The 13549-nt window shown below is 65.1% G+C and carries 11 protein-coding genes; 7 read left to right on the top strand and 4 right to left on the bottom strand.

The genetic code is table 11. From position 1 onward, the window contains the following. The first annotated feature begins 107 nt into the window (after window positions 1–107). Together LNV06_RS13375 and LNV06_RS13370 are read left to right on the top strand one after the other, a co-directional pair. On the top strand, window positions 108–983 hold the full coding sequence (locus tag LNV06_RS13375) for an ion transporter (RefSeq protein ID WP_263538789.1): 876 nt from the start codon (window positions 108–110) through the stop codon (window positions 981–983). A gap of 40 nt (window positions 984–1023) precedes the next feature. Further along, entirely contained in the window at window positions 1024–2415 is a 1392-nt protein-coding gene (locus LNV06_RS13370) for a TAXI family TRAP transporter solute-binding subunit (protein ID WP_263538788.1), read from the top strand. On the opposite strand, the gene LNV06_RS13365 is transcribed toward LNV06_RS13370, so the two are convergent. After that, entirely contained in the window at window positions 2412–3812 is a 1401-nt protein-coding gene (locus LNV06_RS13365) for a metal-dependent hydrolase family protein (protein ID WP_263538787.1), read from the bottom strand. The two genes, LNV06_RS13370 and LNV06_RS13365, sit on opposite strands and share 4 nt — an antisense overlap. A 201-nt stretch (window positions 3813–4013) precedes the next feature. On the opposite strand from LNV06_RS13365, the gene LNV06_RS13360 reads away from it, so the two are divergent. Continuing rightward, entirely contained in the window at window positions 4014–5060 is a 1047-nt protein-coding gene (locus tag LNV06_RS13360) for an ABC transporter substrate-binding protein (RefSeq protein ID WP_263538786.1), read from the top strand. Window positions 5061–5071: 11 nt separating this feature from the next. Beyond that, window positions 5072–6745 carry a diguanylate cyclase domain-containing protein gene (locus LNV06_RS13355; protein WP_263538785.1) on the top strand — a complete coding sequence of 558 codons (1674 nt, stop codon included), beginning with the start codon at window positions 5072–5074 and terminating at the stop codon, window positions 6743–6745. 24 nt (window positions 6746–6769) lie between these two features. Here the strand turns inward: LNV06_RS13355 and LNV06_RS13350 are convergent, their stop codons facing one another. From LNV06_RS13350 to LNV06_RS13340, 3 genes are read right to left on the bottom strand one after another with little or no spacing between them, the layout of a single operon-like run. Then, window positions 6770–7369, bottom strand: a complete 600-nt coding sequence (locus LNV06_RS13350) for an NAD(P)H-dependent oxidoreductase (protein ID WP_263538784.1) — start codon at window positions 7367–7369, stop codon at window positions 6770–6772. A gap of 58 nt (window positions 7370–7427) precedes the next feature. Beyond that, window positions 7428–7799, bottom strand: a complete 372-nt coding sequence (locus LNV06_RS13345) for a MerR family transcriptional regulator (RefSeq protein ID WP_263538783.1) — start codon at window positions 7797–7799, stop codon at window positions 7428–7430. Window positions 7800–7855: 56 nt separating this feature from the next. Next, window positions 7856–8938 (bottom strand): RDD family protein, encoded by a 1083-nt coding sequence (locus tag LNV06_RS13340; protein WP_263538782.1) that lies wholly within the window; start codon window positions 8936–8938, stop codon window positions 7856–7858. 152 nt (window positions 8939–9090) lie between these two features. Between LNV06_RS13340 and LNV06_RS13335 the strand changes: the two genes are divergently transcribed. The 3 genes from LNV06_RS13335 to LNV06_RS13325 all read left to right on the top strand — a co-directional run bounded on the left by LNV06_RS13335 (window position 9091) and on the right by LNV06_RS13325 (window position 13129). Beyond that, on the top strand, window positions 9091–10098 hold the full coding sequence (locus tag LNV06_RS13335) for an NAD-dependent epimerase/dehydratase family protein (protein ID WP_263538781.1): 1008 nt from the start codon (window positions 9091–9093) through the stop codon (window positions 10096–10098). 2 nt (window positions 10099–10100) lie between these two features. Further along, complete coding sequence (locus LNV06_RS13330; RefSeq protein ID WP_263538780.1) at window positions 10101–10625, top strand: GNAT family N-acetyltransferase; 525 nt, start codon at window positions 10101–10103, stop codon at window positions 10623–10625. 176 nt (window positions 10626–10801) lie between these two features. Then, window positions 10802–13129, top strand: coding sequence for a M14 family zinc carboxypeptidase (locus LNV06_RS13325; RefSeq protein ID WP_263538779.1), 2328 nt, complete (start codon window positions 10802–10804; stop codon window positions 13127–13129). The last annotated feature ends 420 nt before the right edge of the window (window positions 13130–13549 follow it).

Raw genomic sequence — 13549 nt, 5'->3', positions numbered from 1 at the left:
TGATGCGGGCGTGACCACAAATGGGCGGGCCATGAGCCGGATGGCGGAAGCCTGCCGAGCCCATGCCTGGCCCATGAATGCCGCTGGCTCTCAGCTACGCTTGCGGCATGAATAGCGCAAGTACAAAGCCTCCCGAGTTTGGCAAACCGCTGCAAGGCTGGCGGCTCAAGGCCTACACCATCATTTTTGAGGCCGACACCCGCGCCGGACGTAACTTCGATCTTGCGCTGATTGCGGCGGTGCTGCTGAGCCTGGTGCTGGTGATGCTGGAGAGCGTGGCGAGCTTCCGCGAATCGCACAAAGGCTGGCTGAGTTGGGCCGAAATTGCCTTCACCGCGCTCTTCACCATCGAGTACCTGCTGCGCCTGGCCTGCGTGCGCCACCCCTGGCGCTACGCCACCAGCTTCTTTGGCGTGGTGGACTTGCTGGCGGTGCTGCCGATTTACTTGGCCTTCTTCTTCCCGGAGCTGTATGCGCTGGTGGACATTCGGGTGCTGCGCCTGCTGCGGGTGTTCCGCATCTTGAAGCTGCAGGGCTATATCAACGCCTATATGAGCTTGGGGCGCGCGCTCAAGGCCAGCGCCAAGAAGATCTTGGTGTTCTTGTCGGCGGTGCTGATGATTGTCTTGATCATGGGCACCATCATGTATGTGGTGGAAGGGCCGGAGCACGGCTTCACCAGCATCCCGATCAGCGTGTACTGGGCCATCACCACCGTCACCACGGTGGGCTTTGGCGACATCACGCCCAAGACCGACCTGGGCCGCGCCATCGCCTCGATGATGATGCTCTTGGGCTGGGGCGTGCTGGCCGTGCCCACCGGCATCATGACGGCCGAGATGGCCGCGCAACGCATGGGCGATGAGCGGGCCGTCACGCCCACTACGCGCACCTGCCACGCCTGCCTGCGCGAAGGCCTGCAGGCCGACTCGCACTTTTGCCGGCATTGCGGCGCGCCGCTGCCCGAGTATCAGAGGGACTGACCCGATGCGCGGGCCACGGGGCGGCCACTAGACTGCGGCCATGTCTGCATCCCGTTCCCTGACCCGTAGTTTTCGCGACGGCCCGCGCGCCCTGCTCTGGCTGGCCCTGGTCTTGAGCCTGGGCCTGGCGGCTTACTTTGCCGTCAAGCATTTCAGCCCGGCACCGCCCAAGTCCATCGTGATGGTGACGGGCAGCCCCGACGGGGCCTATCACCAGTTCGGCCTCAAGTACCAGGCCCTGCTCAAGCTCAATGGCATCACGCTGACGCTGCAGCCCAGCAGCGGCTCGGTGGAAAACCTGGCGCAACTGAATGCTGGCCAGGCCGATGTGGGCTTTGTGCAAGGCGGCCTGGGCCCCATGGCCACCGCCGCACACAGCCAGCTGCCGGACTTTGAAGCGCTGGAGGACGATGAGCAGCCCAACACGCCGCTGCGCTCGCTGGCCACGGTGGCGCATGAGCCGGTGTGGATCTTCTCGCGCACGCTGCGGCTCTCGGACGGCCTGGGCCCGCTGAAAGGCCAGCGGGTGGCGGTGGGCGTGGCCGGCAGCGGCAACCAAAAAGTGGCGCTGGAGCTGTTGAGCAGCTACGGCGTGACCGACAGCCACCACCACCCGCTGGAGGGCACCACGCTGGTGAGCGAGGGCGGCATGGCGGCGGTGGAGCTGCTGCTGGCGGACCAGATCGACGCCTTGATCTTGGTGGCCTCGGTGCAGTCGCCGGTGGTGCAAAAGCTCTTGGCCTCGGACGGGCTGCGCCTGGCCTCGCTGCACCAGGCCGAGGGGCTGGCGCGGCGCCTGCCTTACTTTGAAACCGTGGTGCTCAAGCGCGGCTCGGTCAGCCCCTTGCTGGACCGGCCCAACAAAGACATCACCCTGCTGGCCACCACCACCAATTTGGTGATTCAAGAAGACCTGCACCCGGCCCTGGCTTATTTGCTGCTGGAGGCAGCGCGCCAAACCCACCGCGCGCCCAGCCTGCTGGCGCGGCCGGGCGAGTTCCCGAACCCGCAGGGCACCGACTTCCCGCTGGCCGAGGAGTCGGCGCGTTACTTCAAAAACGGCCGGCCCTTTTTGCAGACCTATCTGCCCTTTTGGATGGCCAATCTGGTGCAGCGCCTGGTCTTGATGGCGCTGCCGGTGCTGGCCTTGCTGCTGCCGCTGATTCGCCTGCTGCCCTGGTTGCGCAGCTGGCGGCAGAGCCGGCGCATCTATCGCCATTACGGCGAGCTGAAGTTTCTGGAGCAAGACCTGCTGAGCCACCAGCTCAGCCCCGAGGAGCGGGCCCAGGCCCGCGAGAGCCTGGACCGCATCGAGCGCGATGTGCTGGGCACCCGCTTCCCGATAGACTTCACCGACCGGGTCTACACCTTGCGCCAGCATGTGGAGCTGGTGCGGCGCAATTTGGCCCGGCCCGGCCCGACTGAGCCTTAGCGCAAGGTGTTCTTGTAGACCTTGCCGTCTTTCATGATGACGACGAAGTTCTTGGCCGCATCGGCCACCAAGTTGATATTGGCGATGGGGTCACCGTCCACCAAGATCAGGTCGGCCAATGCGCCTTCTTGCACCACGCCCAGCTTGCCGGGGTAAGGGCTGCGCGGGCCGCTGAGCGCCAGCAACTCGGCGTTGCCGCTGGTGGCCATCTTCAAGACCTCGACCGGGCTGTACCAGCGCACCATCTGCGCCAGCTTTTGACCTTGCTGCGCGGCCTCCTTGGCATTGAACAAGGTGTCGGTGCCCCAGGCGGTTTTGATCTTGTACTTCTTGGCCAGGGCGTAGGCGGTCTCGGTGCCACTCATCATCTGCTTTTGCTTGATGCGATTGGGCGAGCCTTCGGCAAAGGCGGATTTGCCGTCATCCACGAAAGGCTGCAAGCTCCACCACACGCCCTTTTCGGCCATCAGCTTGGCGGTGGGCTCGTCCAGCATCTGGCCATGGTCGATGCACTTGACGCCGGCTTCAATGGCCTGGCGCACCGCACGCGGGGTGTAGGCGTGCACGGCCACATAAGTGCCCCAGTTCTCGGCGGCCTCTACACCGGCGCGCAGCTCGGCGGTGGTGTACTGGGTCACATCCAGCGGGTCGTAGTCCGAAGAGACGCCTCCGCCGGCCATCATCTTGATTTGCGAAGCGCCCAGGGCCAGTTGTTCGCGGGCGCGCTGGCGCACCATGTCAGGGCTGTCGGCGATGGCGGCGGCCGCCACGCGCTCGCTGTGGCTGAAGTCGCCGGGACGGGCCGGCAAGTCCACCGGCAGACGGAAGTCGCCATGGCCGCCAGTCTGCGAGATGAAGGCGCCCGAAGACCAGATGCGCGGGCCCGTGGCCAGACCCAGGTCGATGCCCTTCTTCAGACCCAGCGAGGGGCCACCCAGATCGCGGATGCTGGTGAAGCCGCGCATCAAAGTATCGTGCGCCTCTTTCACCGCCACCACATTCACAAAGCCGACATCCGAGGTCAGGATGGCGAGCTTCGACATGCTGGAGAACATGATGTGGGTGTGGGCGTCGATCAGGCCCGGCATCAGCGTGCGGCCCGCGCCTGCCACCTTGACCAGATTCACATCGGCCGGCGTGGCAATCGGCGTGCTGGAGATGGCTTGGATCTGATTGCCCACCACCAAGACATGGGAGGGCGGCGACAAGCGGTCGGCCGTGCCATTGAAGATGCGCACGTTCTCAAACAAGACCGCGCTGGGCTTGGCCACGGCCGCGGCAGGCGCCTCGGCGGGCTCGGCCGAGGGTTCACCATGCGCCATGGCGGCGGGCAAACCTTGGGCCAAGAGGCAAGCGGCCAACAAAGACCGGATCAGGGGACGGCGGCGAAGCTGCATGGGAATCCTTTAGCGGAATAGAAGCGCGAACGATTCTGCCCCATAACCAGAAAAGCCAACGCAATGCCCGAGCGCCCGACCCTGCGAAGCTACACACAACAGTCATACAAGCGGTTTCGAACTCAGGCGCCGCGGCGCGGTCAGAGCGGCGCTTCATGTCAGAATCAAAAGGCAAGGGTGTGAAAAGTCAGGGGCGGGATGATGGATCGCGGACGAACCCAGGAGCAGCAAAAGCCCAAGTCAGCGCGGCAGCGCATGACCCAAGGCTTGGGTGCGCCGCAAGGCTTGCGACGCGCTTTGCTGATGGCCCTGGCCTGCGCAGCGTGGGCTCCGCAAGTGAGCGCTGCCGAAGCGCTGCGTCTGGCCGTGTCGGCCACACCGCTGAGCCTGCCGATTTTTGTGGCCGAAAAGCTGCGCTACTTTGCCGACGAGGGTTTGAAGATTCAGCTGCAGGAGGTGCTGGGCGGACACCGCGCCATGCAGGCCTTGCTGGACGGGCAGGCCGACCTGGCCACCGTCTCTGAGACCGTGGTGGTCTTCAGTAGCTTCAAGAGCCAGCAGTTCGCGGTGATAGCCAGCTTTGTCAGCAGCAACAAAGACAGCAAGGTTGTCGTGCGCGCCGATGCAGGCATCGCGCAGTGGGCCGATATGAGTGGCAAACGCATCGGCACCGTGCAGGGCGCCGCCAGCCACTATCTACTGGACACCACCTTGTTGGCTGCTGGCCTGGACCCGCGCCTGCTGGAGGTGCAGCACGCCCAACCCGAAACCATGGCCGACAAATTGAAGAGCGGCGAACTCGATGCCGTGGCCGTCTGGGAGCCCTACCCCTTCAAGATTTTGCAAACGGTGCCCGGCAGCCGCGTGCTGCCCAGCAGCATCGGCTACCGACTCAGCTTCAATCTGCTGGCCAGCCAGGCGCTGTTGGGCGCCAGAGACGATGAGTTGCGGCGCCTGCTACGCGCGCTGGATCGGGCCGAGCGCTTCATAGCCGAGAAGCCCGCGCAGGCCCAGGCCCTGCTGCGCGAACGACTGAAACTCGACAAGCACTTCATCGCCTGGATCTGGCCCAGCTACCAATACCGACTCAGCCTGGATCAAGCGCTGCTGACCACGCTGGAAGCGCAGTCGCGCTGGGCCCAGCAAGAAGGCCATGTGGCGGGCGAGCGGCCGCGCAACTATCTGGAGCTGATTTACTCCAAGCCGCTACGGCAGGTCGCGCCCAGCGCGGTCAGCCTGATTGAGTAGCGCCCAGCACCATGCGCCTGCGCAGTCTCTTGCTGAGCCTGGTTTCATCGGCCTTGTTGCTGACCTTGGGCTTGGCACTGGGCGTGGCCCATTTGACGCGCCAGTCGCAAGAGGTGGGCCAGCTGGAGCAGCAAGCGCACCAAGCCGCCACGCAGATCAGCGCCCTGCTGGTCTTGACGCATGAGTACGGCCTGCATGCCGAACCACGCACCGTGCAGCAATGGTGGGCCTTGCACAGTGAAATCAGCGAAGCCTTGGCGGCGACCGCCAAGTCGCCCCTGCCCGCGCCACTGGAGGCCTCGGCCGGCGTGGCGCAGCTGGGTGAGACCTTTCGTCCGCTGGTGGCTGGAGAAAACAAGGCCGGCACCGGTGCCGAAATCGGCGCAAAAGACACGCAGCAACAGTCGCTGCAGGGCCGCCGCAAGGCCCTGCTCCTGAGCCAGCTGCTGGCGGATTCGCAAGCCGTGACCGAGTCGGTGCAGCGCTGGAGCCTCGCCGCCAATCAACAGCGCCAGGCCTATGAAACCCTGACCGCGCGGCTGGCGGTGGGCATCCCGGTGCTGATGTTGCTGCTCTTTGCCGGGCTGGCGGTGCTGCTGTTCAAGCGGGTGCTGCGGCCGTTGCAGCAAATGAGCCGCGCGGTGGAGGCCATCTCCAAAGGCGACCTGAGCGTGCGCAGCGCGACCGGCACGCAGGACGAGCTGGGCGAGTTGTCGCGCCACTTCGACGCCATGGCGGTGGACCTGGTCAGCGAGTTGCGCCGTGAAGTGAAAGAGCGCCAGCAAGCCGAGGCGCAGCTGCGGCTGGCGGCCAGCGTGTTCAGCCATGCGCGCGAGGGCATCATGATCACCGCCGCCGATGGCAGCATCATCGAAGTCAACGCCACCTTCAGCGAGATCACCGGCTTCAGCCGAGAGGAAGTGCTGGGGCAGAACCCGCGCCTGCTCAAGTCGGGCCGGCATGATGCGGAGTTCTACCGCGAGCTGTGGGCCAATCTGCTCGAGAAGAGCTTCTGGGCGGGCGAAATCTGGAATCGGCGCAAATCGGGCGAGATCTATGCCGAGATGCAGACCATCAGCGCGATCCGCGATGAGCAGGGCCGCATCAGCCAGTTCGTCTCGCTGTTCTCCGACATCACCACGCTGAAAGACCATGAACGGGAATTGCGCAACTTGGCCTATCACGACGCCTTGACGGGCTTGCCCAACCGCGTCTTGCTGCAAGACCGCCTGCAGCAGGCCATGGCCCAGGCCAAACGCCGCGGCAGCCATCTGGCGCTGGCCTATGTGGACCTGGACGCCTTCAAGGCCATCAACGATCAGTACGGCCATGCTGCCGGCGACGCGCTGCTGGTGGGCGTGGCGAAGCATGTCAAACAGGTGCTGCGCGAGGGTGACACCTTTGCCCGCTTGGGCGGCGATGAGTTCATCGTGTTGCTGGCCGATCTGCCCAGCGAGGCCGCTTGCGAGCCCATGTTGGAGCGCATTCTCGAAGCGGCGGCCCTGCCGGTGAGCTGGCAAGGCTTGCGCCTGCAGGTCTCGGCCAGCCTCGGCGTGACCTGCTATCCCGGCGAAGAGGAGCTGGACCCAACCCAGCTCTTGCAACAGGCCGACCACGCCATGTACCGCGCCAAGCAAGAGGGGCGCAATCGCTTTGAGATGAGCGGACCCGGTGATTTGCTGTAGGGGCCAGGCTTTGCATTGCCTGCATCAATGCGCTTCGGCGCCAAGCCGGGCGACCCTTGCCAACCAGCGCTCACGCTGGACCGGCGAGCTCGACAAGACGGGCCCAAACTCACTGATGCGCACCGGCTGGATGCCGCAGAACTCCAGCACGGTGCGGCGCATCATGTGGTGCGCCGGGGCGCGCTGAAACCAGCGGAAGTACCAGGGCGGCGTGTCCATGCAAACCAGCAGGCGCGCGCTGCGGCCCTTCAAGAGCTTCTCGGGGATGGTCTTGCCGGCGTGGTACTTGAAGGCAAAGCCGGGCAGCAAGATGCGGTCCAGCGCGCCCTTCAGCAAGGCCGGCACCGAGCCCCACCAAACCGGATAGGCCCACACCAAATGCTCGGCCGCTTGAATGGCTTGCTGCAGGCGCTGAAGATCGGGCTCCAGCACTTGTTCGCCTTGATAGCCCAGGTCCAAGCTCAGCTTGAATTGCAGCTCGCTCAGATGAATCAGCTCGACGCTGTGGCCCGCTTGCGCGGCGGCTTGGGCGTAGCGCTCGGCCAGCGCGCGGCACAGACTGCTCGGCTTGGGGTTGCCGTTGATGATGAGAATTCGTTGGCGCTGGGACGGGTTCGGTGACATGCGGGCCTTGTGATGGACAAGAAAGCCCGCAGTCTGCGGTCTGCCCCATGGGACAGAGTCAAGCCCCGGATGTCAGTTTTTTGCGGGCTTGCTGTTGCTGTTGCACCTGAGGGCAGGCGCAGGCCAGCTCATGGGCACCGGCCAAGATCGCCGCGAAGGCCGCCAGATGCCCGGCCTGCGCCTGCAAGTCAGCAATTTGCTGCGCCAGAGCTTCGCGTTTTTGCTCGACGGCTTGGCGCGCAAAGCCCAGGCTGACAGCTTCTACCAAGGGCCCTTGGCTGGCCAAGCTCTGCAGCTCCTTCAGCTTGAAGCCGAGCTGCTGTGCCTGACGGATCAAGGCCACGGCATCCACATGCTCTTGATCAAAGACCCGGTAGCTGCCGCGCCGCCGCGCGGGGGGCAACAAGCCCAGGCTTTCATACAGACGCACCGCCTAGGGCGTGGCGCCGGTGAGGCGACAGATCTGGCCGATCAGCACCCCGTCGCTCATGGCGAGTCTTTGGGCGCCTCAAGGGCCGGCGCAGGTTCGGTGGGCGCGGCCTGATCCGCCAAGGCCACGAAGGTTCGCGCCGGCCGGCGGGTATCGATCACCACGGTATGCGCAGTCTTATCTTGAATGGCCTGGCGGTTCGGGTCCCAGATCAGCTGCAAAAAGCCTGCGAAGCCGGTGGCCATGCCGGCGGCATAACCGCCATAGCGCTTGAACAGAATCAGCGGCGTCAGGCGCTTGCCGGTCAGCTCCAAGATGCGCAGACCGAAGAGCCGCTTGCCCACCGTTTGGCCGGGCCACAGCGCCGGCAGCAAGGTGAAGTAAAGCGCCGGCAAGATCAGGAAGCCGAACTTGTCGCGCCAGTAGCGGTACTCCTCCATCAGCGCCAGGCTGCGTGGCGCCTTGGCGCGCTCCAGCTCGGCCTCCAGTTGGCGAATGCGGCGAGATTGCTTCTTGGCGCGGCGCTCGACCTCGCTGGCGGAGGCAGCACCAGAAGCGGGCTCGGCGACAGCTTGCGCGATGGCGGCGACGGCATTTGCTGTGGCCGAAGCCGCCTCCTCAGGCGACACGCCCGACGCACTCGATGCATTGGTCAGCGGCTTCAGCGCTTCTTCCACGGCCTCGTCCGCCTCCTCTTGCTCTTCCACGGCCGGAGCGGTCTTGTGCCCGGTGCGCAGCTCATCCACCATCTCCATCACGCCGAGCACGCCAAACATTGCCACCAGCAGCCAGGCAGCCAAACGCGGAGGCCGCCCTGGCGTGATCGCTTCGGAACTTGGCCCAGCAGTTGCCCCAAGTTTTCGGCGCAGCCCCAGGCCGGCGCGCGAGAACAGATCGGGCCGCTTCCACTTCAGCCAAAGCCAGGAGCCCAAGCCCATGGCGATCACCAGCAAGGCATTGAGAAAACCGTTCAGCACCGCCAGCAAGGCCACATCCACGCCCATGGCCAACGCACGCTGGCGCGGCGTGGCCAAGGGCTGGCCCAGCACCTCAGGGGCGAGGTTGAGGTCTTCGGGCGTGACCCAGGCGCGCGGGTCGAATTCAGGCTCGGACGCTGGGGCGGAAGAGGTCACGGTCATGAAGAGGCAATTGGCGTTGGGCGGAACAAGGCGCTGCATCTTAGTCCGGCCCCTGCATCCCATGACGCGCCCCATGACGCACCCCATGACGAGCGGCAAACCCGAGCAATGCTGAAACAATCCAGCCCTACTGCCTCTCTCCAACAAGCCTGATGAAACTGCTGATCCTCGGTGGCACCCAATTCCTCGGCCGCAACTTCGCCGAAGCGGCGCTGGCCGCCGGCCATGAGCTGACGCTCTTCAACCGGGGCCATCATGGCGCCACGCTGTTCCCCGGCGTCGAGCAGATCAAAGGTGACCGCACGCAAGACCTGACCCCGCTGCGTGGCCGGCGTTGGGATGCGGTCTTTGACGGCAGCTGCTACCTGCCCAGCGCCGCGCGGCGCAGCGCCGAGCTGCTGGGTGATGCGGTGGAGCATTACTGTTTGATCTCGACCATTTCGGTCTTCCCGACCCTAGCCGCCAGCACGCGAGAAGATTCGCCCAAAGCGCAGCTGACGCCCGAGCAAATCGCCGCGGCCGAGGCCATGGATGTCGCCACCGGCTCGCGCGCCGGCGGCGGCTATGGCGCGGCCTATGGCGGTCTCAAGGCCTTGTGCGAGCAAGAGGTGCAAGCCCGTTTTGGCGAGCGCGCCTTGATCGTGCGGCCGGGCTTCATCGTCGGCCCCTATGACTACAGCCCGCGTCTGCCCTATTGGCTGCAGCGCATGGCCGAGGGCGGCCCAGTGCTGGCGCCCGGGCGGCCCGAGCGCAGCGTGCGCTTGATCGACGCGCGCGACATCGCCGAGTTTTGCTTGCGCCAAGCCCAAGCGGGACGTGGCGGCGTCTTCAACACCACCGGGCCCGATGGGCAGAGCATGGGCGAGCTTTTGCAAGCGTGCCAAGTGGCTTGCCCGTCGGAAACAAGCCTGGTCTGGCGCAGCGAGGCCGACTTGCTGGCCGCCGGTGTGCAGCCCTTTGCCGACCTGCCCTACTGGCTGCCCGAGGCCGACAACGCCATGATGGACATGCGCAGCCAAGCCGCCGAGGCCGCTGGCCTGCGCTATCGCCCGCTGCTGCAAACGCTGCGCGACACCGCGCGTTGGCTGGCCGAACAACCGCCGAGTCCGAGCCAGGGTTTGAGCCGGGAACGTGAGCGCGAGCTGCTGAGGGGCGCTTGATCATGGCCGCTGTTGAACTGCTCGCCGCCAAGACCCAAGGGCAACTCGACTGCATCGAAACCATGATGCAGTACTTCAACTACGAGCTCAGCGCCTGGTATCCGATCGAGTTCACCGCCGAGGGCCGCATGCCGGTGTCGCCCAAGGCCGCACTGTGGGCCACGCCGGGCGTGCAGCCCTTTTTGATCCAGGTGGGCTCAGCCTTGGCGGGCTTTGCGGTGGTGGACACCGAGACCCAAAGGTCAGGCAGCCAACACAATATGGCCTACTTCTTCGTCACCCGGCGCTATCGCGGCCGCGGCGTCGGACGCGAGGCTTTCCAGCAAGTGCTGGCCGCCTTCCCCGGCGTCTGGGAGCTGTACTACCTGCAGGCCAACGAAGCAGCCGCTGCCTTTTGGCCGCGCGCGATTTCAGCAAAGGTGGGCAGCCGCTTCGAGCGCGCTGAGCAAGCCATCGACGGCGAAGACTGCGTGCTGTTCAGCTTTGATACAGCCGCCGCTCCCGGCCTGCCACAGGCAGCGGGCTGAACACCGACTCGGCGTCATGCCACCGCATCTTCCCTGCCGGGTTTTCACCGCTGGCCTGGACCGAGCTCCCTGCTGAAACTGGCGCTTTGGCGAGCACGGCTGATCCGGCCTGCGCTCGCAGCCAATAGCGATCCGCCAACAGCCAACAGCCAACAGCCACGAGCGAGGGAGACCCCATGAGCCTGAAGAAAAATACCTGGCGCGCTGCCCTGGGCACTTTGACCCTGCTGAGCTTGCCTGCCCTGCCCTTGATGAGCTGGAGCCCGCATGCCCAGGCCCATGAGATCAAAGGCCAGGAGAGCGCTCCGCGCAGCGTGATCCGCGCCTACTTCCGCGACATCAATCAGGCCCGCGCGATTGCGCACAGCCGCTTCGAGACGCTGGAGTCCAAATACGAGCGCGGTTATGTGATCGTCAACGCCAGCCCCAGCGAAATGCGCGAGCTGCGCGCCCTGGGCTTCCGCCTGGAACTGGACGCCAAATGGCAGCAGCGCCAACAAGCGCAAGCCCGCGCCGAGAGCCAGCAGCGCCGCCAATCACTGCTGCGCCAAGGCCTGAGCGGGCCGGAGGCCTTCGCTGGCATCCCTGAGTACAGCTGCTACCCGACAGTGGAAGAAGTCTTCGCTGCGGGCGACGCCTTGATCGCCGCCCGCCCCACGCTGGCCAGCTGGGTGGACATCGGCGACTCCTGGGAGAAGACCCAGGGACTGGGCGGCTATGACCTGCGGGTGCTCAAGCTCGGCAACCAGGCCGGCAGCCGCAGCCAGGAAGGGGCGCGCAACACCAAGCCCAAGCTCTTCATCAACGCCGGCATCCACGCCCGCGAGTACGCCACCACGCCGCTGGTGCTGGAGTTTGCCAAGCGCCTGGTCAATGGCTACGGCGTCGATGCCGACATGACCTGGATCCTCGATCACCACGAGATCCACCTGCTGCTGGCCACCAACCCCGACGGGCGCAAGAAAGCCGAGACCGGCCTGCTCTGGCGCAAGAACACCAACCGCAACTATTGCGGCGCCACCAGCAACAGCCGCGGCGCCGACCTGAACCGTAACTTCGGGTTTGATTGGTTCAGCACCGCCGCCGGCTCCAGCGGCAATGCCTGCGCCGAAACCTATCGCGGCCCCAGCGGCGCCTCCGAGCCCGAAACCCAGGCCATCGAAGCCTATATCCGCAGCCTCTGGAAAGACCGCCGCGGCCCGAACCGCAACGATGCTGCACCGGCCGACACCAGCGGCATCCACCTCGACATCCACAGCCACGGCCGCCTGCTGCTCTGGCCCTGGGGCTCGAACGGCACGCCTTCGGCCAATGACACGCAGCTGGCCACTCTGGGCCGCAAGTTTGCCTTCTTCAACGGCCACACGCCGGAGCGCTCGGTGAGCCTGTATGAAACCGACGGCACCAGCGATGGCCCCAGCTATGGCGAGCTTGGCGTGGCCGCCTTCACCTTCGAGCTGGGCACCGCCTTCTTCGAGCAGTGCAGCTACTACAACAACACCTTGCTGCCCAGCAATCTGCAGGCCCTGATCTACGCCGCCAAGGTGGCACGCACGCCTTACCAAACCCCGGCCGGCCCGGATGCGCTGAACGTGGCCGTCAGCGGCCTGGCCTCGGTAGGCATTGCCCCGGGCACACCGGTGCAGTTGAGCGCCACGCTCAACGACACCCGCTACAACAACAGCAATGGTGTGGAACCCAGCCAGGCGATTGCAGCGGCCGAGTACTACGTGGACATCCCGCCTTGGCAGTCGCGCAATGTGGCGCAGCCGATGGCGCCCAGTGACGGCACTTTTGACAGCAGCGTCGAAGCCGCCCGCGCCAGCATTGACACCAGCGGCTGGAAGCCCGGCCGCCACATCGTCTTCGTGCGTGGCCGCGACGCCGCCGGCAACTGGGGCGCCTTCAGCGCCGTCTTCATCCACATCGACCCGCAGGCCTCCACCGCGCCGGTGGCCGCCTTTGACTTCAGCGCTCAAGAGCGCTTGGCCAGCTTCACCGACCGCAGCCTCGACAACGGCCAGATCGTCAGCCGACTCTGGACCTTTGGCGATGGTCAAAGCAGCAACCTACCCAACCCCAGCCACGAATACGCCGCCGATGGCAGCTACACCGTGACGCTGAAGGTCGATGACGACGAAGGCAAGAGCGCCAGCATCAGCAAGCCAGTGACGGTCAAAGCCGACGGCATCCCGGTGCTGGTCAATGGGCAGGTCCTGACAGGTTTGTCCGGCGCCACCAACAGCTGGAGCTACTACAAGATCAAGCTGGCCGCCGGCACCACCAAGCTCTCGGTCACAAGCTCAGGCGGCAGCGGCGATATGGATCTGTACGTTCAATACGGCAGCGCCCCCGACGCTGGCAACAACGTCTGCGCGGGTGAAAGCAACGGCAACACCGAAAGCTGCCAACTGAACAACCCACCCGCCGGTTTTGCCTACATCGGCTTGTTTGCCTACTCGGCTTACAGCGGCGTGACCTTGAGGGTCAACACGACGCCGTGAGGGTAGAGAGGGCGCCTTAGGGCGCCCTTTTTCTTTGGCTGGACCTTGGGCTGAGGCTTTGCCTGATCTTCGCCTTGAAGCCTTGCGCTAAACGTGCGCCGCAAAGCCAAGCCCTTAGCCGCTTACAGACAAATCGCCTCGGCCATGTGTGGGATCAGGACGCCACGTTGTGCCTCACTGCTGACTCCAAAATCCAAGTTGGGCTCTTCGCAAACAAGCGCCCTTGAGTGCGGGCAAGGTTCAATGCAATCGCAGCGCTTTTTGTCCGCAAGCAACGCAAAGTGTTTGCGCAATCACCTGCGACGCGTTTGCCTGCGAGAGCTGCTGCTGATGCACAAGCCATCTCTCAAGCGGAAACGATCAGCGAGTAGAGCCTCGGGACACACTTGAGCGTCGGCTTCATGCGAAGCGGTCCTTCGT

Origin of the sequence: Paucibacter sp. Y2R2-4 (assembly GCF_025717535.1) — a bacterium.
GTDB lineage: Bacteria > Pseudomonadota > Gammaproteobacteria > Burkholderiales > Burkholderiaceae_C > Paucibacter_A.
Note: the sequence above shows the minus strand (reverse complement) of the source record. Positions and strands in the feature narration are given on the sequence as shown.